The sequence below is a fragment of the Allomesorhizobium camelthorni genome, from assembly GCF_011045125.1.
Lineage (GTDB): Bacteria > Pseudomonadota > Alphaproteobacteria > Rhizobiales > Rhizobiaceae > Allomesorhizobium > Allomesorhizobium camelthorni.
Window position 1 is genome coordinate 119,419 of sequence record NZ_JAAKZF010000007.1, and the last position, 18,627, is coordinate 138,045.

Annotated in this window: 21 protein-coding genes; 16 read left to right on the forward strand and 5 right to left on the reverse strand. The window is 63.0% G+C overall.

Annotation, left to right across the window (positions count from 1 at the left end):
• Positions 1-2 precede the first annotated feature (2 nt).
• On the reverse strand, positions 3-278 hold the full coding sequence (locus G6N73_RS08570; protein ID WP_165026103.1) for a hypothetical protein: 276 nt from the start codon (positions 276-278) through the stop codon (positions 3-5).
• 91 nt (positions 279-369) lie between these two features.
• Here G6N73_RS08570 and G6N73_RS08575 point away from each other — a divergent pair, with 91 nt between their 5' ends.
• A complete protein-coding gene (locus G6N73_RS08575; protein WP_246251772.1) occupies positions 370-1,272 on the forward strand; it encodes a LysR family transcriptional regulator in 903 nt (300 codons plus the stop codon).
• A 68-nt stretch (positions 1,273-1,340) separates the two neighbouring features.
• On the opposite strand, the gene G6N73_RS08580 is transcribed toward G6N73_RS08575, so the two are convergent.
• From G6N73_RS08580 to G6N73_RS08595, 4 genes are all read right to left on the reverse strand, one after another.
• On the reverse strand, positions 1,341-2,099 hold the full coding sequence (locus G6N73_RS08580; protein ID WP_165026105.1) for a M48 family metallopeptidase: 759 nt from the start codon (positions 2,097-2,099) through the stop codon (positions 1,341-1,343).
• A 170-nt stretch (positions 2,100-2,269) separates the two neighbouring features.
• Positions 2,270-2,734: a DUF2852 domain-containing protein gene (locus tag G6N73_RS08585; protein WP_165026107.1), complete on the reverse strand. Its 465-nt coding sequence runs from the start codon at positions 2,732-2,734 to the stop codon at positions 2,270-2,272.
• A 117-nt stretch (positions 2,735-2,851) separates the two neighbouring features.
• Entirely contained in the window at positions 2,852-3,994 is a 1,143-nt protein-coding gene (locus G6N73_RS08590) for a benzoate/H(+) symporter BenE family transporter (protein ID WP_165026110.1), read from the reverse strand.
• A 3-nt stretch (positions 3,995-3,997) separates the two neighbouring features.
• A complete protein-coding gene (locus G6N73_RS08595) occupies positions 3,998-4,774 on the reverse strand; it encodes an alpha/beta hydrolase (RefSeq protein ID WP_165026112.1) in 777 nt (258 codons plus the stop codon).
• Between the two features lie 202 nt (positions 4,775-4,976).
• On the opposite strand from G6N73_RS08595, the gene infC reads away from it, so the two are divergent.
• The 15 genes from infC (at position 4,977) to G6N73_RS38245 (ending at position 18,468) form a co-directional block, all read left to right on the forward strand.
• The gene (infC, locus tag G6N73_RS08600) at positions 4,977-5,513 is read left to right on the forward strand and encodes a translation initiation factor IF-3 (RefSeq protein WP_165026247.1); all 537 of its coding nucleotides are present in this window, start codon (positions 4,977-4,979) and stop codon (positions 5,511-5,513) included.
• A gap of 133 nt (positions 5,514-5,646) precedes the next feature.
• Positions 5,647-6,288 (forward strand): methyltransferase family protein, encoded by a 642-nt coding sequence (locus G6N73_RS08605; protein WP_165026115.1) that lies wholly within the window; start codon positions 5,647-5,649, stop codon positions 6,286-6,288.
• A gap of 166 nt (positions 6,289-6,454) precedes the next feature.
• A complete protein-coding gene (gene rpmI / locus G6N73_RS08610) occupies positions 6,455-6,658 on the forward strand; it encodes a 50S ribosomal protein L35 (RefSeq protein ID WP_008834382.1) in 204 nt (67 codons plus the stop codon).
• Positions 6,659-6,690: 32 nt separating this feature from the next.
• Positions 6,691-7,092, forward strand: coding sequence for a 50S ribosomal protein L20 (gene rplT / locus G6N73_RS08615; protein WP_165026118.1), 402 nt, complete (start codon positions 6,691-6,693; stop codon positions 7,090-7,092).
• Between the two features lie 146 nt (positions 7,093-7,238).
• Positions 7,239-8,324, forward strand: a complete 1,086-nt coding sequence (gene pheS, locus G6N73_RS08620) for a phenylalanine--tRNA ligase subunit alpha (RefSeq protein ID WP_165026250.1) — start codon at positions 7,239-7,241, stop codon at positions 8,322-8,324.
• 11 nt (positions 8,325-8,335) lie between these two features.
• A complete protein-coding gene (locus tag G6N73_RS08625) occupies positions 8,336-8,614 on the forward strand; it encodes a DUF2442 domain-containing protein (RefSeq protein ID WP_425484065.1) in 279 nt (92 codons plus the stop codon).
• A 4-nt stretch (positions 8,615-8,618) separates the two neighbouring features.
• The gene (locus G6N73_RS08630; RefSeq protein ID WP_165026123.1) at positions 8,619-9,026 is read left to right on the forward strand and encodes a GFA family protein; all 408 of its coding nucleotides are present in this window, start codon (positions 8,619-8,621) and stop codon (positions 9,024-9,026) included.
• Positions 9,027-9,053: 27 nt separating this feature from the next.
• Positions 9,054-11,468: a phenylalanine--tRNA ligase subunit beta gene (gene pheT, locus G6N73_RS08635; RefSeq protein WP_165026126.1), complete on the forward strand. Its 2,415-nt coding sequence runs from the start codon at positions 9,054-9,056 to the stop codon at positions 11,466-11,468.
• Positions 11,469-11,555: 87 nt separating this feature from the next.
• Entirely contained in the window at positions 11,556-12,158 is a 603-nt protein-coding gene (locus G6N73_RS08640; protein ID WP_165026129.1) for a nucleotidyltransferase family protein, read from the forward strand.
• 73 nt (positions 12,159-12,231) lie between these two features.
• Entirely contained in the window at positions 12,232-13,077 is an 846-nt protein-coding gene (locus tag G6N73_RS08645; protein ID WP_165026132.1) for an aldo/keto reductase, read from the forward strand.
• A gap of 83 nt (positions 13,078-13,160) precedes the next feature.
• The gene (locus tag G6N73_RS08650; protein WP_165026135.1) at positions 13,161-14,147 is read left to right on the forward strand and encodes a Gfo/Idh/MocA family protein; all 987 of its coding nucleotides are present in this window, start codon (positions 13,161-13,163) and stop codon (positions 14,145-14,147) included.
• A 212-nt stretch (positions 14,148-14,359) separates the two neighbouring features.
• Positions 14,360-16,279, forward strand: a complete 1,920-nt coding sequence (gene dnaK / locus G6N73_RS08655) for a molecular chaperone DnaK (RefSeq protein WP_165026138.1) — start codon at positions 14,360-14,362, stop codon at positions 16,277-16,279.
• Between the two features lie 192 nt (positions 16,280-16,471).
• The gene (gene dnaJ, locus G6N73_RS08660; protein WP_165026140.1) at positions 16,472-17,599 is read left to right on the forward strand and encodes a molecular chaperone DnaJ; all 1,128 of its coding nucleotides are present in this window, start codon (positions 16,472-16,474) and stop codon (positions 17,597-17,599) included.
• Positions 17,600-17,695: 96 nt separating this feature from the next.
• Entirely contained in the window at positions 17,696-18,304 is a 609-nt protein-coding gene (gene pmtA / locus G6N73_RS08665) for a phospholipid N-methyltransferase PmtA (protein WP_165026143.1), read from the forward strand.
• 50 nt (positions 18,305-18,354) lie between these two features.
• Positions 18,355-18,468, forward strand: coding sequence for a type II toxin-antitoxin system Phd/YefM family antitoxin (locus G6N73_RS38245; RefSeq protein WP_343044572.1), 114 nt, complete (start codon positions 18,355-18,357; stop codon positions 18,466-18,468).
• Positions 18,469-18,627: the final 159 nt, after the last annotated feature.

Consider the following 18,627-nt stretch of genomic DNA (forward strand, 5'->3'; position numbering starts at 1 on the left):
AGCTAGAATTGTGGTTCGGTCAGCGCCGCCGCCAGCGGCTCGTCGGTCTTCAGCCACAGATTTTGATGTCCGGTGGCATGAGCGGGAAGTGGCCGAAAAGTCGGCGAAGTCGAGAACAGCCGTTGAAAGGTTGACTTCATCCAGCGGCGAACGCTGCCTGGAAAGGCAGCGATGGCCTTCCGGCGCTCAATCACGGCAATCGCTCGAAAATGGTCATAGTCGATCGGTGGCAACGGTACCAGATTGGCCGGTTGCGGCATTTCGATGTCTGAGCGCATGGCAACCTCCGTCGAGAGTCATGCCACTCGATATCATTTCCATGGCTGCACATAATCAATTAGATTGAGACCACACTCATGACTTAGGATCATGAATATAGCAGCATCGGACGACATGAACGCCTTCGCGCGCATCGTGGACCTTGGTTCCTTCGCCAAGGCAGCCGAGGATTTGCGCGTCACGCCATCGGCGCTGTCGAAACTGGTGTCTCGTCTCGAAGACCGTCTCGGCGTGCGGCTTTTGACCCGTACGACGAGAAGGCTAGCGCTGACCTCGGAAGGCTCGCTCTATCTTGAGCGGGCGCGCGAGGTCCTCGAGCTTATCGGCCGCACCGAGGCTGATGTTTCATCGGCTCGCAACAAGCCGAAAGGCCACTTGCGCATCAATTCCAGCACCGGCTTTGCCAGGCAAACCTTGTTGCATGCGGTGCCGGCATTCCTGCAACGCTTTCCGGAGGTTACGGTCGATCTCACTCTGACCGACCGCCTCATAGACCCAGTCGCAGAGCAAGTAGACATCGTCATTCGCGGCAGCCCGTCGGCCGGGTCCGACATGGTGGTTCGCAAGTTGGCGGAGGGCCGGCGGCTGATTTGCGCCGCCCCATCCTATCTGGCGCGGGCGGGAACGCCGCGTTCGGCTGCTGAACTGGCGCAACACAATTGTATCGCGCTGTCGGGAGCATCCCCGCCCACCACCTGGCCGCTCGCAGCCCAAGATGGCAGTGTCGTCCGATATCTGCCGAAAGGGAACTTTGCCTGCGACAATGTCGGCATGCTGTTCGACATGGCGATTGAGGGCCACGGCATCGTTCGCCTGGCTGATTTTGTGGTTGGGCAAGCCGTTGGCGATGGTCGGCTGGTCGAAATCCTTGCAGATATCAATCGCTCGGACAGGATCTCGCTCTGGGTGCTGATGCCGAAGGGCCGCTTTCGCTCCCCGCGCGTTCAAGCATTTCTCGATTTTATGGATGAGCGGCTAAAAGGGAGCGAGTAATACTCGGGAGTAGCGAGTTTGGAAATCGAACGCTCCTGGGGCGGCCGCTTGCACTATCCACCTATCGCTCATTCGAACGCGATCGCCTGCAGTGCGCCGCCGTTGCGCTTCAGCCAGGCCTTGCAGCGGTCGGTGTCGGGGCAGAGTTCCTCGCACAGTTTCCAGAATTTCGGGCCGTGGTTCATCTCCTTGAGATGCGCCACCTCATGCGCCACCAGGTAATTTATCACCGGCGGCGGCGCCATCATGATGCGCCAGGAGAAGGACAGCGTGCCGTCCGAGGTGCACGAGCCCCAGCGGCTGGTGGTGTCGCGGAAGCGGATGGCCTTGGCGCGCCGGCCGACCTTGGCGCAGTGCTTTTCGACCAGCGCCTCGATCTCGCGCTTGGCCTCGCGCTTCAAAAAATCGGCGATGCGGCGCGGCAAATGCAGCCGGTCGCCATGCACCGTCAGCGAGGGCCCGCTTTCGTCGATGGCCGCCGATACGGTTCCGCGCCTGCCGGGTTCATGGACGATGGTGTGCGGCACGCCGCGCAGCGGGATCTTTATGCCCGGCCTGACCTGCGGCCGGTCCGGTACCTTTGCCAGCCGCTGCTCCAGCCAGCCCTGATGACGGTGGAGGAAGCGGTCGACCTCGCGCGCCGATATGCCCGGCGGCACGGTGATGCGCAGCCCCTGCCCGCCGGCGTCGATCCGCAGCGTCAGCCGCCGCGCGCGGTCATTCTCGACGATGCGGAGCGGCAGCGTGCGGCCGGCGACGGCGTGCTCCCGCTCCCGGACCGGAGCGGGCTTGGTCTTTGCGAGATTGCGGAAGAAGCCGAAGGACATTTTTGGAGGATACGTGATTCGCTGCCGGGGACAGTTTACTTTCTTGCCGGGGAAGGGCTTTGCCGCTGGGACGGCTGGGTCGAGGGGCAAAAAGTAAACTGTCCCCCTGCGCTTAACGAAAAACGGCGCCGCTTTTCAGCGACGCCGTTCCATTAGTCGGGCCGAGGCGCTTACGCCTCGTCGAGCAAGCCCGTGGACGAATCCTTGTCGGGGCCTTTGGTGGTCGGCGCAGTCGACTTGTTGCGGTTGGCCATGAAGCGGTCGAACTCTTCCTGGTCCTTGGCGCGGCGCAGCTCGCGGACGTAAGTATCGAATTCCTCGCGCATCTCGTCGAGCTTGCGGCGCTCCTCGTCGAGGCGTTCGAGTTCCTTGGTGCGCCAATCGTCGAAGGCGACGTTGCCGGTGCGGGCCGAACCGTGGCCCCAGCGATGCGCCTTGTCGGAAGCGCGGCGGCAGCCGGCGAAAATACCGTCGGTCGCCCGGTTCGCGTCGCGCTTGAAGCCTTCAAGCCTGTCGCCCCAGATGATGTAGGCGAGCATGGCGAGACCCAGCGGCCAGAACACCATGAAGCCGATCACCATCAGCGCGATGGTCGCCGGCGTCCAGGCCGGGCGGATCAATGCGGTCGTGTTCATTTTCTCCCGTTCCTTCGGTTGGAGGCAGCCAACCCCGGCTGCTTCGATTCGAGATGGCCATTGTGAACAAATTGTTCAAGGCAATGGCCCCCGAAACCGGACAAGCGACGGAAATGATTACGCCTTTTTCGTTCGTTCCAGCGCAAGAACGACCAATCCACCCACCAGTCCCCAGAAGGCCGAACCGATGCCGAACAGTTGAAGACCGGAGGCGGTGACGGCAAATGCCGTGGTTGCGGCCATGCGCTTGCTCTCGTCCTTGAGCGCGATCGACAGCGCATTGGCGAGCGGCGCCATCAGCGCGAGGCCGGCGACCAGCACGATCAGGCTCTCCGGCAGCACCGCGAAGATCGCCACCAGCGACGCGCCGAACACTGCGAAGACGAGGTAGGCGAGCGCGTAGAGCGGCCCGGTTTTCCAGCGTTCCGCCGGGTCGGGGTGCACGTCGGGGCCGGTGCAGATCGCCGCCGAGATCGCCGCGAGATTGGTGGTGAGCGCACCGAACGGCGCGGAGATGAGGGAGAACAGCCCGGTCACCGAGATTAGCGGTCCCGGCTCTGGGTGGTAGCCGGCGGCGCGCAGTACGGCCAGCCCCGACAGGTTCTGCGAGGCCATGGTGACGAGGTAAAGCGGCAGCGCCAGGCCGATGATCGCTGTCGCCGAGAATTCCGGCGCGATCAGCGTCAGCGAGGAAAGCTCCGGCGGCGGCATGCCTCCGACACGGCCGGTCAGGAAGGCTGCGAAGCCGCCGCCGACCAGCACGGCCAGCACCGACAGCGCTGGATTGTAGAGCCGGATAGCGAAGAATGCCGCGATCAGCGGCAGGATCAGCACCGGGTCCGCGGGGATTGTCTTCACCGCGCCGATGGCGAAGCTGACAACGATGCCAGCCAGCATGCCCGAGGCGACCGAGGCCGGGATTTTGGCGATGAGCCTCGTCAGCGGCTTGAACAGGCCGGTGGCGATCAAGAGCACTGCGGTGACGATGAAGGCGCCGACCGCGTCGTTCATCGAAAATCCGCTGCTCGCGGCGACGAGTGCGGCGCCCGGCGTCGACCAGGCGGTGATCACCGGCATTTTGGTGCGCCAAGAGAGCCAAGCCGTCTCGATGGCCATGGCCAGGCAGATGGCAGTGACCCAGCTCGCCGTCTGCTCCCGGCTCGCGCCGACCGCGTCTGCCGCGGCGATGATCAGCGCCAGCGTGCCGCCGAAGCCGACGATCGCCGCGACGAAAGCCGAAATCGGGATCGACACGCGCATCTGCTACGCGCCGGCCTGGGCGAGGATCGCCTCGACCGCGCGGATCAGCAGCGCCAGATCCTGCGGCCGCGACAGGCGGTGGTCGCCGTCGGGCACCAGCGACAGGGTCACGTCGTCTGCCGGCATGCAGCTCACGAGCTTCAGCGCGTGGCTATGCGGAACGTCCTTGTCCTTCATCCCCTGCAGCACATGCACGGGGCAATGGGTGTTGATCGGCCCGGTCATCACCCGGTTTTGGCGCCCGTCCTCGAACAGCGCCCGCGTATAGACATACGGCTCGTCGGAATAGTTCGACCGAACCTCGAAGAAGCCCTTTTTGTCCAGGTCGCGCTGCTGTGTTTTCTTCAGCTGCGGCTCCATGAGCTCGACCGTGAAATCGGGCGCCGGGGCAAGCAGCACCAGGCCGGCGACGCGTTCGCCCTCGCCGCTCTTGCGCAATTCCTCGATCATCCTGAGCGCGATCCACGCGCCCATGGACGAGCCGACGAGAATTTGCCGGCCGGCGCTGAACCGGCGGAACACGGCGAGGCTTTCGGCCAGCCATTTCGAGATCGTGCCGTCGGCGAAGTCGCCGCCGGATTCGCCGTGCCCGGAATAATCGTGACGCAGGAAGGCGCGGCCGTTGGCGGCGGCCCATTCGTGCAGGGCCTCGGCCTTGGTTCCCTTCATGTCGGAAACGTAGCCGCCGAGCCAGACGATGCCGGGTTCGCGGCCGGCGAGATGCCTGACCGCGATCTGCTCGCCGCCAACCTCCTGGAAATCCAGACTGCCTGTCGCCATATGATGCTCCTTCGGTGCAAGCCTTGTGGCACAGCTCGATTCCCGCGAAAAGACCGGACCATGCCATCGACCCGACAGTCGACGCGGCCTTTTGTTTCTGGTGATTTTTGGGAATCGCTGTGCTATTGACTCGGCCCGCATCGCGCCGACATAGGCGCAATCGACTAATCAAGAACGTAAACGGCTCGAGGAGACCACGACCATTCGCAGACCTTTTAAAGCAGCGGCGCCTACCAAGGAAGGCCCGCGCTCCAACCGAGATATCCGGGTTCCCCGGGTTCAGCTGATCGATGTAGACGGAAGCAACCGCGGTGAGGTGTCGATCGACGACGCCCTCCTGGCCGCCGAGGAGGCGGGTCTCGATCTCGTCGAAATCTCCCCCAACGCAGTGCCGCCGGTCGCCAAGATCCTCGACCTCGGCAAGCTGAAATACGCCAATCAGAAGAAGGCCGCCGAGGCGCGCAAGCACCAGAAGGTCATCGAGATCAAGGAGATCAAGATGCGGCCGAACATCGACACCCACGATTACGAGGTGAAGATGCGGGCGGTGCGGCGCTTCTTCGAGGAAGGCGACAAGGTCAAGCTGACGCTGCGCTTCCGCGGCCGCGAAATGGCCCATATGGAACTCGGCATGCAGCTCCTGAACAAGGTCAAGGAAGAGGTCGCTCCCATCGCCAAGGTCGAGGCGGAGCCGAAGCTCGAAGGCCGCCAGATGATGATGGTGCTGGCGCCGCGCTAGCCCTGACGCTGGCATCGAACGATAGCTTGAGGCCGCTTCGGCGGCCTTTTGTTTTGCCACGATTTCTCCGCAACTTGCATCGACAAAGGCTGGTTGCCGCTGCATCCCGTGCGGCCAAAGGGAAATCAACGCCATGGCCGCTGCGGCACGTTCTCCGAGTGAAAAGTCGTTCGACGAAATGGGCCGCTATCAGCGGCACCGACGCATCCTGCTGGCGCTGCTGATCGGCGCATTTTGCACTTTGCTGGTCTTCGGCGGCTCCCTGCACGATGAACTGGCGCACGAGCGCATAGAGGCGCACGGGATCGCCCTGATCCTGATCGGGATCGGCGGCCGGCTCTGGTCTATCCTCTATATTGGCGGTCGCAAATCGGCGGAAGTAGTGGCTACCGGTCCTTATTCGGTGATGCGCAATCCGCTGTATTTTTTCTCCACCATAGCGGCCGCCGGGATCGGCTCCCAGACCGGCAGCGTGATCGTCGCGGTGGCGTCCGCGGTTTTGTGTGCAGCCGCGTTCTACATCGTCACACTGCGCGAGGAACGGCATTTGATGGTCGTACTCGGGGCGCCGTACAAGGACTACGTCGCACGGGTGCCGCGGTTTTTTCCCAATCCCCGGCTTTTCCGCGATCAGGCCGAGGTCACCTTTACGCCGCGCATTTTCAATCACACGCTGATCGACGGCCTGGCCTTTCTGATCTCCATACCCTTCTTCGAACTGGTGGAGAGTGGACAGGAGGTCGGGGTCATACCGGTGTTGTTCTGGTTGTACTGACCAATTCCGCGCTTTTGCATGCTATTGCACAAAGGCAAGCTTGCTGGTAATAGCGCCGCGTTCAGAACCGTCCGGCAGGGCATGCCGTGGCGGTTCGCAATGCTTTTCGGGCCTGGTCTGCCCGAAGCACAAAAGCGCAATCAAGCGCACCCAAACGGAGAGCAAAATGCCCAAGATGAAGACCAAATCCGCTGCGAAGAAGCGGTTCAAGATAACCGCGACCGGAAAAGTGCTGTCGGCTGCCGCCGGCAAGCGCCACGGCATGATCAAACGTTCAAACAAGTTCATTCGCGATGCCCGCGGCACCATGGTTCTTGCAGAACCCGACGCCCGCAAGGTCATCAAGAATTTTCTGCCGAACGGCCTCTGAGCCCCGGCCACAACGTTTAAGGAGATCATGACATGGCACGCGTAAAACGGGGCGTTACCGCCCACGCCAAGCACAAGAAGGTTTTGAAGGCCGCCAAGGGTTTCTACGGCCGCCGCAAGAACACCATCCGCATCGCCAAGCAGGCGGTCGAAAAATCGCTGCAATACGCCTATCGCGACCGCAAAAACCGCAAGCGCAATTTCCGCGCCCTGTGGATCCAGCGCATCAACGCCGCGACGCACGAGCACGGCCTGACCTATGGCCGCTTCATCGACGGGCTGAACAAGGCCGGCATCGAGATCGACCGCAAGGTCCTGTCCGACATGGCCATCCATGAGCCGCAGGCCTTCGCCGCGCTCGTGGCGCAGGCCAAGGTCGCGCTGGAATATCTGAAGAACACCACGCCGAACGCTTTTGAAAGCGCTGTCGCCTAGACCAGCGCTTCCCAAGCTTTTCGACACTTGATTTGGGAAACCCGCGCTGGCAGGGCTGGCGCGGGTTTTTCCTATGCCGAAAACAGGATCAGTAACCGGCGGCGGATTGCCGTCGAAGCAAGCGGATCAAAATCGTGAATGAGACCATAAGCAACCTCGATACGCTCGAAGCCTCGCTAATGGCGGAGATAGCGTCGGCGGCCGACGAACAGACTATCGAGGCGGTGCGCGTTTCCGCCCTCGGCAAGAAGGGCTCTGTGTCCGACATGCTGAAGACGCTGGGCTCGATGAGCCCGCAGGAGCGGCAGCTGAAAGGCCCGGCGATCAATGGCCTCAAGAATCGCGTCACCGAAGCGCTCGCCGCCCGCAAGGCCGAACTCAAGGACGCCGCGATCTCGGCCCGGCTGATCGCCGAAAAGGTCGACGTTACGCTGCCGGTGCGCCAGTCGCCGGCCGAGCGCGGCCGCATCCATCCGATCAGCCAGGTGACGGATGAGATCACCGCGATCTTTGCCGATATGGGCTTTTCGATCGCCGAAGGGCCGGACATCGAAACCGACTACTACAACTTCACCTCGCTGAATTTCCCGGAAAGCCATCCGGCCCGAGAAATGCACGACACGTTTTTCCTCAATCCAGGGCCGGACGGCGAACGGAAGCTTTTGCGCACGCACACTTCGCCGGTGCAGATTCGCACCATGGAGGCGCAGAAGCCGCCGATCCGCATCGTCATCCCGGGAAAAACCTATCGGATGGATTCGGACGCCACCCACACGCCGATGTTCCATCAGGTCGAAGGACTGGTCATCGACAAGACGGCCAACGTCGCCAATATGCGTTGGGTGCTGGAAGAATTCTGCAAGGCCTTCTTCGAAGTGCCGAGCCTGAAGATGCGCTTCCGGCCGTCCTATTTCCCGTTCACCGAGCCAAGCCTGGAAGTCGATATCCAGTGCGACCGCTCGCGGCCGGGCGAGGTGCGCTTCGGCGAAGGCAATGACTGGCTGGAGATTCTGGGCTGCGGCATGGTGCACCCGAACGTGCTGCGTTTTGGCGGGCTCGATCCCGACGAGTACCAGGGCTTTGCCTGGGGCATGGGCATCGACCGCATCGCCATGCTGAAATACGGCATGCCGGACCTGCGCGCCTTCTTCGACGCCGACGTGCGCTGGCTCTCGCATTACGGCTTCAGGCCGCTGGACCTGCCGACGCTGTTCGGAGGGCTGAGCAGCTAGCGATGCCTACCGTGGACTACAGCGCCTACTTCGAGACGGACGAAGTTCGACCGGTCGACGCATGGTGCGACGAGACCTTGGTCTGTGTGACCCTTGCGGACGCGAGACAGATCAGGGCTCCGCTGTGGTGGTACCCATTTTTGGAGAAAGCTTCCTCGCAAGATCGAACCAATATTGAACTGATGTTTGACGGCGTTTGGTGGCCAGTCATGGACGAAGGAATTTCTGTGAAAAGCATGGCGCTGGGCTGGAAGATGCCAGGCGCAAAGAAACCTCGAAAGGCTGCTTGATCGTATGAACGGAGAAAAGACCCACACCGGCTCTTGCCGCTGCGGCTTGATTGGCGCGGAAGCTCGTGCCGATCCGTTCCGGTGTTCCTACTGCCACTGCCGCGACTGCCGAAAGCAGACCGGAGCGCCTGTCATGGCGTTCGTGGGCTTTCGTGAAGGCGATCTGGTTTGGCTGGGCCAGCCGCAAACATGGCGCGCGGGCGGAGTAGAGCGCAGCTTTTGCGGACATTGCGGCAGCCAGATCGGCTATCGCGACGACCAGTTGCCCGGCGAGGTGTATCTGTCGCTTGGCTTCATGGACGCGCCGGAACGCTATCCGCCTACGCTGCACGCATTCGAAGCCCGGCGCTTGCCGTTTCTGCATCTTGCCGACGACCTGCCCCGCTTTGCCGGGTTCAGCATCGAGCGCTGAAACCTCGAACCATCTGGAAATGAGCTCATGAAATTCACCCTCTCCTGGCTGAAAGATCATCTCGAGACCGATGCCACGCTCAACGAAATCGTCGAGCGGCTGACGTCGATCGGGCTGGAGGTCGAATCCGTCGACGACAAGGCGGCGCTGAAGCCCTTCGTCATCGCCAAGGTGCTGACGGCGCAAAAACATCCCGACGCCGACAAGCTGCAGGTGCTGACCGTCGACACGGGCGACGGCAAGCCCGTGCAGGTGGTGTGCGGCGCGCCCAATGCGCGGGCGGGGCTGGTTGGCGCCTTCGCGGCGCCCGGCGCCTATATTCCCGGCATCGACACGACGCTGGCGGTCGGCAAGATACGCGGCGTCGAGAGCCACGGCATGATGTGCTCCGAGCGCGAGCTGCAGCTTTCCGATGAGCACACCGGCATCATAGACCTGCCGGCCGACGCGCCGGTGGGCACGTCCTTCGCGGCCTATGCCAAGCTCGACGATCCGGTCATCGAGATCGGCCTGACGCCGAACCGGCCCGACGCAACCAGCGTCCATGGCATTGCGCGCGACCTCGCGGCGTCCGGGCTCGGCCGGCTGACCGGCGGCGCGATCATGCCGCATGCCGGCAATGGCATGTGCCCGGTCAAGGTGAGGCTCGATTTCGGCGATACGCCGCCGCTCTGCCACGGCTTCGCGCTGCGCCTCGTCCGCGGCGTGAAGAACGGGCCGTCGCCGAAATGGATGCAGCAGCGCCTGATCGCGATCGGCCTGCGTCCCATCAACGCGCTGGTCGACATCACCAATTACATCACCTTCGACCGCGGCCGGCCGCTGCATGTCTTCGACGCCGCGAAGGTCAAGGGCGACTTGACCGTGCGCAGGGCGAAGCAAGGCGAGAAGGTGCTCGCGCTTGACGGCCGCGAATATGAACTCACGCCCGAAATGTGCGTCATCGCCGACGAGAAAGGCATCGAATCGATCGCCGGCATCATGGGCGGCGAGCATTCCGGCTGCGACGAGAACACCACCGACGTGCTGATAGAATCGGCGCTGTGGGAGCCGCTCAACATTGCCCGCACCGGGCGCGAACTCGGCATCATCACTGACGCGCGCTATCGCTTCGAACGCGGCGTCGATCCGGAATTCATGGTGTCGGGAATGGAACTCGCGACCAAGATGGTGCTCGAATTCTGCGGTGGCGAACCGACCGAAGAGGAAGTGGTCGGCTATGCCGGCGAGAACCTGAGAACGATTGTGTTTCCGGTCTCGGAAGTAAAGCGGCTCACCGGCGTCGACGTTCCCAAGGGGGAAAGCCTCTCCATCCTGTCGCGGCTCGGCTTCATGCCACAGGGATCCGGCGACAGGGTTGATGTCGCGGTCCCCTCCTGGCGGCCGGATATCGACGGCAAGGCTGATCTGGTCGAGGAGATCATGCGCATTCACGGCGTTGACAACATCGCGCCGCAGCCGCTGGTCAGCCACGACGCGGTCAACGGCAAGATACTCACCACGCTGCAGATCCGCACCCGTGCGGCGCGGCGGGCGCTCGCCGTGCGCGGCATGATGGAGGCCGTCACCTGGTCGTTCATCCCGGCAAAGCACGCCGAGGCGTTCGGCGGCGGCCGTCCGGAACTGAGGCTCGCCAATCCGATAGCGGCCGATATGTCGGACATGCGGCCCTCGCTGCTGCCGGGGCTGATCGCGGCTGCGCAGCGCAATGCCGACCGGGGCTTGAGCGACGTCGCTCTGTTCGAAGTGTCGGGTGTCTATGAGGGCGCGGCGCCCGAAAACCAGCGCCGGGTCGCCGCCGGCATCCGCCGCGGCACGGCGAAACTCGAAGGGTCTGGCCGCCACTGGGCCGGCGATGCCGGCGCGGTCGGCGTCTTCGACGCCAAGGCGGATGCGCTTGCGGCGCTGGAAGCCTGCGGCGCGCCGGTGGACAAGCTGCAGATCGAGACCGGAGGCCCGGCCTGGTATCATCCCGGCCGCTCCGGCACGATCAAACTCGGCCCGAAGACGGTGCTCGGCCATTTCGGCGAGTTCCATCCGAAGACGCTGGAGGTGCTCGATGTGTCGGGTCCGCTCTGCGGCTTCGAGGTGTTCGTCGACGCCGTGCCCGAACCCAAGGCGAAGCCGACCCGGACCAAGCCGCGCCTCGATCTTTCGCCGTTCCAGGCGGTGAAGCGCGATTTCGCTTTCGTGGTCGACAAGGCCGTCGAGGCCGGCACGCTGACACGCGCGGCGGCGTCGGCCGACAGGAAGCTGATCGCCGGCGTCTCCGTCTTCGATATCTTCGAAGGCGCCTCGCTCGGCGCGGACAAGAAATCCGTGGCCATCGAGGTCTCGATCCAGCCGGTCGAGAAGACGCTGACCGACGAGGATTTCGAGGCGCTGGCCGGCCGCATCGTCGAGAACGTGAAGAAGCAGACCGGCGGCGTGCTGCGGGGTTAGCAGGGGCGTGTCAGCACGTGCCGGCAGCAAGCCGCGCCGGTTGGGACGGATGTTGCGGTCGCCGCGCGAATCGCTTTCAACGGAGCGATGGATCATCTTCGGTTTTCCGGGCTGGATTTCGAGAAGCAGCGCGCAATCCTGATCGACATTCTGAAAGCCGACAGCTTGACCCGGTCGGCGCTCCAGCTTGCTCGCGATTTCGACCTGGCCGACTGGATGATCGTATCGGGCGCCATCTACAACACGGTATGGAACAGCCTTACCCGAAAGCCGTCTGGCTACGGCATCAAGGACATCGATCTGTTCTATTTCGATGCTTCCGACCTTTCCTGGGAGGCGGAGGACGTCGTCATCAAGGCCGGCGAGACGCACTTCGCCGAGTTGCCGGTGGCGGTCGAAATCCGCAACCAGGCGCGCGTGCATCTCTGGTATCCGGAGCGCTTCGGCCGGCAATGCCCGGCCTATCGATCCTCGGCTCATGCACTCAGCTATTTCTCGTCCAAAACTCATGCAGTGGGTGTTCGCCCGGCAGGGGCCGGCGAGTTCGAGGTGACGGCCCCATTCGGCCTCGACGATATCTTTTCCTTTCGGATCGTGCCGAACCGCGTGATCGACAACCAGGCGACTCATGAGGAAAAGGCTGCGCGTGCGAAACAACAGTGGCCGGAAATCAGCGTTGTGCCCTGGTAGGCCATTGCACTCCGGTCGGCATACCGTTCATGCTGGCTAGACGCACCGCCCAAACTCGGTGAAAGGAATATCCATGTCGTCTTCCGTCCGCACGACCACATTGCCCGATGGCACGAAAGTGCCGGTCCTCGGCCTAGGCACCTGGAAAATGGGCGAGGATCGCAGGGGCCGCGCCGATGAGGTCGCGGCGCTGAGACTCGGCATCGATCTCGGCATGACGCTGATCGATACGGCCGAGATGTATGCCGACGGCGGGGCTGAGGAGGTCGTGCACGAGGCGATAGGCGGCCGCCGCGAAGAGGTGTTTCTGGTCAGCAAGGTTCTGCCCTCCAACGCTTCGCGAGCCGGCGTCATCCGGGCCTGCGAGCTAAGCCTGACGCGGCTAGGCACTGACCATATCGAGCTCTACCTGCTGCACTGGCGCGGCAGCGTGCCCCTTGCAGAAACCGTTGCCGCCTTCGAAACGCTGAAGAGCCAGGGCAAGATCCTTGGCTGGGGCGTCAGCAATTTCGACATGGACGATATGGAGGAGTTGGCCTCCGTGCCCGGCGGCGAATTCGTGCAGACGAATCAGGTGCTCTACAACCTTTCCAGCCGCGGCGTCGACTACGACCTGCTGCCGCGATCGGCGAGGGACGGCATCCCGGTCATGGCCTATTCGCCTGTCGGGCAGGGCGATTTGACCCGCGACAAACGGCTCACAGCGATCGGCGAGAGGCATAGGGCGACAGCGGCGCAGATCGCGCTGGCTTGGACGCTGCGCCGCTCGCATGTCATCGCCATTCCGAAGGCGGCTTCGCTCGGCCATGTGGGCGACAACCGCGCTGCCGCCGACATCATCCTCTCCGCCGCCGATATCGCCGAACTCGACAGGCTGTTTGCGCCGCCCAGCCGGAAGCAGCCGCTCGACATGATCTGAGGTTCGGCGACGCCGGGACTCCCGTCTTTTCTTTTCAGCCTCGCCTCGCTACGGTCCCCGGCGTTTGAACGAGGAGAAAAAACATGTTTCGCTGGGGTGTCCTGTCGACGGCCAAGATCGCGCGCGAGCAGCTTCTGCCGGCCATGGCCGATGCGGAAAACGGGGTGGTCTCTGCGATCGCCAGCCGTGATTTGACCAAGGCCCGCGCGCTCGCCGACCGGTTCGGGGCGCCGCACGCCTTCGGCTCCTATGAGGAGCTGCTGGCGTCCGACACGGTGGACGGCGTTTACATCCCGCTGCCGACCTCGCAGCATGTCGAATGGACGCTGAAGGCCGCCGAAGCCGGAAAGCACGTGCTTTGCGAAAAGCCGATCGCGCTTAACGCCAAAGAGATCGACCAGCTGATCGAGGTGCGCGACCGCAAGAAAGTGCTGGTCTGCGAAGCCTTCATGGTGTTCTACCACCCGCAATGGGCGAAGGTGCGCGATCTGATCGCGGAGGGTGCGATCGGCAGGCTGCGCCATGTGCAGGGCGCGTTCGCCTATTTCAATGTCGATCCGACAAATATGCGCAACCAGCTTTCGCTGGGCGGCGGCGCGCTGCCCGACATCGGCGTCTATCCGACCGTCGCGACCCGCTTCGTTACCGGCAAGGAACCGGTGCGCATCCAGGCGACGGTCGAGCGCGACGAGAAATTCGGCACCGACATCTATTCCAGCACCAAGGCCGATTTCGGCGACTTCGACCTGACTTTCTACTGCTCTACGCAAATGGCGCTGCGCCAGTTCATTGTGTTTCACGGCGAAAAGGGCTTCATCGAAGTGCATGCGCCCTTCAATGCCGGCGATTACGACCACCACCGCATCGAACTGCACAACCAGACCCATACCCAGGCGACGGTATTCCGTTTTCCCGGAACGAGGCAGTATCGGCTGGAGGTCGAGGCTTTCGCGCGGGCAGCCCTCGGCGGCAAGGATCCGGTGTTCACGCTCGAGAATTCGGTGCTCAACCAGAAGGCCATCGACGCCATCTTCCGCGCCGGCGAGCATGAGGGCTGGGAATATGTCTAGCCGGGGCCTTCGGTACTGAAAGCACCAATTGCCGTTTGCCTGCCGGCTGCACCACCGGACGCTTGCGCCTAGGCAAGCCTGTTCTTATATACGCGCCACATTCGTTCGGCTCGCCGCAAACACGGCCGGCCGGACGAAAAATCTTGTGAACAGGGGCTGTCGCGGGAACGCCTTTAACGGGTCCTGACGGCCTGCTTAGCGGAGAGAAAGAAATGGCTAAAGTAATCGGTATCGATCTGGGAACGACCAATTCCTGCGTCGCCGTCATGGACGGCAAAGATGCAAAGGTCATCGAGAATGCGGAAGGCGCGCGCACCACGCCCTCCATCGTCGCCTTCACCGACAGCGACGAGCGCCTCATCGGCCAGCCGGCCAAGCGCCAGGCGGTGACCAATCCTGAAAACACCATTTTCGCTGTCAAGCGCCTCATTGGCCGCCGCTACGACGATCCGGTGACCGAGAAGGACAAGAAGCTCGTCCCCTACAAGATCGTGAAGGGCGACAACGGCGACGCCTGGGTAGAGGCCGGCGCCAAGAAGCAGTCGCCTTCGCAGATTTCGGCCATGATCCTGCAGAAGATGAAGGAAACCGCCGAGGCTTATCTCGGCGAGAAGGTCACGCAGGCCGTCATCACCGTTCCCGCCTACTTCAACGACGCCCAGCGCCAGGCCACCAAGGATGCCGGCAAGATCGCCGGCCTGGAGGTGCTGCGCATCATCAACGAGCCGACCGCGGCAGCGCTCGCCTACGGCCTCGACAAGAAGGAAGGCAAGACCATCGCCGTCTATGACCTTGGCGGCGGCACCTTTGACATTTCCGTGCTCGAGATCGGCGACGGCGTCTTCGAGGTGAAGTCGACCAATGGCGACACCTTCCTCGGCGGCGAGGACTTCGACATGCGCCTCGTCGAATACCTGGCGGCCGAGTTCAAGAAGGAGCAGGGCATCGATCTTAAGAACGACAAGCTCGCGCTGCAGCGCCTGAAGGAGGCTGCTGAAAAGGCCAAGATCGAGCTTTCGTCCGCGTCGCAGACCGAAATCAACCTGCCCTTCATCACGGCCGACCAGTCTGGTCCGAAACATCTGACGATGAAGCTGACCCGCGCCAAGTTCGAGTCGCTGGTGGATGATCTCATCCAGCGCACGGTCGAGCCCTGCAAGGCGGCGCTGAAGGATGCCGGCCTGAAGGCGGGCGAGATCGACGAGGTAGTTCTGGTCGGCGGCATGACGCGCATGCCGAAGGTCCAGGAAGTGGTGAAGCAGTTCTTCGGCAAGGAGCCGCACAAGGGCGTCAACCCCGACGAGGTGGTGGCTCTCGGCGCTGCTATCCAGGCCGGCGTGCTGCAGGGCGACGTCAAGGATGTGCTGCTGCTCGACGTGACGCCGCTGTCGCTCGGCATCGAGACGCTGGGCGGCGTGTTCACGCGCCTGATCGAACGCAACACCACGATCCCGACCAAGAAGAGCCAGGTCTTCTCGACCGCCGAGGATTCCCAGTCGGCCGTCACGATCCGGGTCTTCCAGGGCGAGCGTGAAATGGCTGCCGACAACAAGGCGCTCGGCCAGTTCGACCTGGTCGGCATTCCGCCGGCGCCGCGCGGCGTGCCGCAGATCGAGGTCACCTTCGACATCGACGCCAACGGCATCGTCAACGTCTCGGCCAAGGACAAGGGCACCGGCAAGGAGCACCAGATCCGCATCCAGGCCTCGGGCGGCCTGTCCGACGCCGACATCGAGAAGATGGTCAAGGACGCCGAGGTCAATGCCGAGAGCGACAAGAAGCGCCGCGCGCTGGTCGAGGCCCGCAACCAGGCCGAGGCTCTGGTACATTCGTCCGAGAAGTCGCTGAAGGAATATGGCGACAAGGTCTCGGAAGCCGACCGCACCGCTATCTCCGACGCGATTGCTGCGTTGAAGACTGCGGCCGAAGGCGACGACGTTGCCGAAATCGAGGCCAAGAGCCAGAGCCTCGCCGAAGTTTCGATGAAGCTCGGCCAGGCCATGTATGAGGCCTCGCAGAAGGAGGCCGCCGAGGCTGACGCCGCCGCCGATGCCGCCAAGGACGGCGCGGACGTGGTCGACGCGGATTTCGAAGAAATCAACGAGGACGACGATAAGAAGAAGTCGGCCTGAATGCGTTAAACGAGCTGACGGAAGGGGCCCGGTGCGATGCCGGGCCTTTTTCGGATCAACTCAAAAAAGCATGGACAAGGGCTGGGGAGCTATGGAATCGGCGGCTCCGGCTTACTAAATCGAAAGCCACCTGCCGAACCGAAGCGGGCCAGCGATGCGATTTGACATCGATCATCCGGACAGCGGGAAAAAATGAAGGCTGATTTCTACGAGACCCTCGGGGTCCAGAGGGGCGCAGACGAGAAGGAGCTGAAAGCTGCCTTCCGCAAACTGGCGATGCAGTTTCATCCCGACCGCAATCCAGGCGACGCCGCCTGCGAGCACCGGTTCAAGGAAATCGGCGAGGCCTACGAGACGCTGAAGGATCCGCAGAAGCGGGCGGCCTACGACCGGTTCGGCCATGCGGCGTTCGAGAATGGCGGCATGGGCAACGGCCATGGCTTCGGCGGCGGCGGATTCTCCGATATTTTCGAGGATATTTTCGGCGAGATGATGGGCGGCCGCCAGCGCCGCTCGTCCTCCGGCCGCGAGCGCGGCGCCGATCTGCGCTACAATATGGAAATCCTGCTCGAGGAAGCCTACACCGGCAAGACCGCGCAAATCCGCGTGCCAGCCTCGATCTCCTGCGCCGAATGCTCTGGCACTGGCGCCAAGCCCGGCACCCAACCGGTGACCTGCACCATGTGCGCCGGCCACGGCAAGGTGCGCGCTAGCCAGGGCTTCTTCTCCATCGAGCGCACCTGCCCGCAATGCCAGGGCCGCGGACAGACCATCAAGGATCCGTGCCCGAAATGCGCCGGCCAGGGCCGCGTGACCGAGGAGCGCTCGCTGTCGGTCAATATTCCGGCCGGCATCGAGGATGGCACGCGCATCAGGCTTGCCAATGAGGGCGAGGCCGGCCTGCGCGGCGGACCGCCCGGGGATCTCTACATCTTCCTGTCGGTCAAGCCGCACGAATTCTTCCAGCGCGACGGCGCCGATCTCTACTGCAAGGTGCCGATCTCGATGACCACCGCCGCTCTCGGCGGGTCTTTCGAGGTGGCGACGCTCGACGGCACCCAGACCCGCGTCAAGGTGCCGGAAGGAACGCAGAGCGGACGCCAATTCCGCCTCAAGGGTAAGGGCATGCCGGTGCTGCGCCAGCCCAATATTGGCGACCTCTACATCCAGACTGTCGTGGAAACGCCGCAGAACCTGACCAAGCGCCAGCGCGAATTGCTGGAGGAGTTCGAGCAGCTTTCCTCCAAGGAGAATTCTCCGCAGTCGAGCGGCTTCTTTGCCCGGATGAAGGACTTTTTCGAATCCTTCGGCGAGAGCTGACCGTCCGCGGCGGATCGGATCATACGCCAGACGCCGCCTTGCTTTGGACCAGTTTGCTGCTAAGTATCCGCAGCGTAAAGTCGGAGGAGAAACGCCATGCGACGCGGGTCTGAAATACGCAAGACGCTGGTGGAGAAGTTCGATGACGAGCTTCGCTTCTTCAAGGGCTGGATTGACAAACCCAAGGCTGTCGGCTCCATCGTGCCTACCAGTTCGGTCACCGCCAGGCGCATGGCCTCGGTCATCGATGTATCGTCGGGCCTTCCCGTGCTTGAGGTCGGTCCCGGCACAGGCGTCATCACCCGCGCCATCCTCGCGCGCGGCGTCAGGCCGGAAAACCTCTACGCGGTTGAATATTCCGCCGATTTCGTCAGCCATCTGCGGCGCAACTATCCGGGCGTGAACGTCATCGAGGGCGATGCCTTCAATCTTGACGCGACGCTCGGCGCGATGCGCGGCCAGAAATTCGATTCGGTCGTCTCCGGCGTGCCGCTGCTCAACTTCCCGGTACCCCGGCGCGTCGCCTATCTGAACGATCTGCTCGACCGCATCCCCGAAGGCAGACCGGTCATCCAGCTGACCTACGGGCCGAAATCGCCGGTGCCGCCGGGCCTGGGCGACTACAGCGTCGAGCATTTCGACTTCGTCATCCGCAACATTCCGCCGACGCAGCTCTGGGTCTACCGCCGCCGCAAGCGCAACTGACTACGCTGACGCCTCGGCTTGCATGAGTTGCCGTCATCCCAGGTGCTGACATGAAAGTGATTCGGCTGAAGGATGCAAAGGCGGCCCTTTCGCGCATCCTTGATGAGGTTGTCGCCTGTGAGCCGACCATCATCACACGCCGTGGCAACCCGAAGGCGTGCTGATCAGCTACAGTGAGTTTGAACGCCTGTCGCGCGTTCCCTCGCTCGGCTGGCTGTTGACGAACTCGCCGCTGGAAGACGGCGATCTGCCAAGACGGAAGCCATTGCAGTATTGATCTCGGCGGCGCTTCGCCTATACCCGTGGAGGGCAGGAGAGCGCTC

Coding starts and splice junctions, on each gene's coding strand:
- G6N73_RS08570 (WP_165026103.1), bottom strand. CDS start 278: ATGCGCTCAGACATCGAAATGCCGCAACCGGCCAATCTGGTACCGTTG.
- G6N73_RS08575 (WP_246251772.1), top strand. CDS start 370: ATGAATATAGCAGCATCGGACGACATGAACGCCTTCGCGCGCATCGTG.
- G6N73_RS08580 (WP_165026105.1), bottom strand. CDS start 2,099: ATGTCCTTCGGCTTCTTCCGCAATCTCGCAAAGACCAAGCCCGCTCCG.
- G6N73_RS08585 (WP_165026107.1), bottom strand. CDS start 2,734: ATGAACACGACCGCATTGATCCGCCCGGCCTGGACGCCGGCGACCATC.
- G6N73_RS08590 (WP_165026110.1), bottom strand. CDS start 3,994: ATGCGCGTGTCGATCCCGATTTCGGCTTTCGTCGCGGCGATCGTCGGC.
- G6N73_RS08595 (WP_165026112.1), bottom strand. CDS start 4,774: ATGGCGACAGGCAGTCTGGATTTCCAGGAGGTTGGCGGCGAGCAGATC.
- G6N73_RS08605 (WP_165026115.1), top strand. CDS start 5,647: ATGGCCGCTGCGGCACGTTCTCCGAGTGAAAAGTCGTTCGACGAAATG.
- rpmI (WP_008834382.1), top strand. CDS start 6,455: ATGCCCAAGATGAAGACCAAATCCGCTGCGAAGAAGCGGTTCAAGATA.
- rplT (WP_165026118.1), top strand. CDS start 6,691: ATGGCACGCGTAAAACGGGGCGTTACCGCCCACGCCAAGCACAAGAAG.
- G6N73_RS08630 (WP_165026123.1), top strand. CDS start 8,619: ATGAACGGAGAAAAGACCCACACCGGCTCTTGCCGCTGCGGCTTGATT.
- pheT (WP_165026126.1), top strand. CDS start 9,054: ATGAAATTCACCCTCTCCTGGCTGAAAGATCATCTCGAGACCGATGCC.
- G6N73_RS08640 (WP_165026129.1), top strand. CDS start 11,556: ATGGATCATCTTCGGTTTTCCGGGCTGGATTTCGAGAAGCAGCGCGCA.
- G6N73_RS08645 (WP_165026132.1), top strand. CDS start 12,232: ATGTCGTCTTCCGTCCGCACGACCACATTGCCCGATGGCACGAAAGTG.
- G6N73_RS08650 (WP_165026135.1), top strand. CDS start 13,161: ATGTTTCGCTGGGGTGTCCTGTCGACGGCCAAGATCGCGCGCGAGCAG.
- dnaK (WP_165026138.1), top strand. CDS start 14,360: ATGGCTAAAGTAATCGGTATCGATCTGGGAACGACCAATTCCTGCGTC.
- dnaJ (WP_165026140.1), top strand. CDS start 16,472: ATGAAGGCTGATTTCTACGAGACCCTCGGGGTCCAGAGGGGCGCAGAC.
- pmtA (WP_165026143.1), top strand. CDS start 17,696: ATGCGACGCGGGTCTGAAATACGCAAGACGCTGGTGGAGAAGTTCGAT.
- G6N73_RS38245 (WP_343044572.1), top strand. CDS start 18,355: ATGAAAGTGATTCGGCTGAAGGATGCAAAGGCGGCCCTTTCGCGCATC.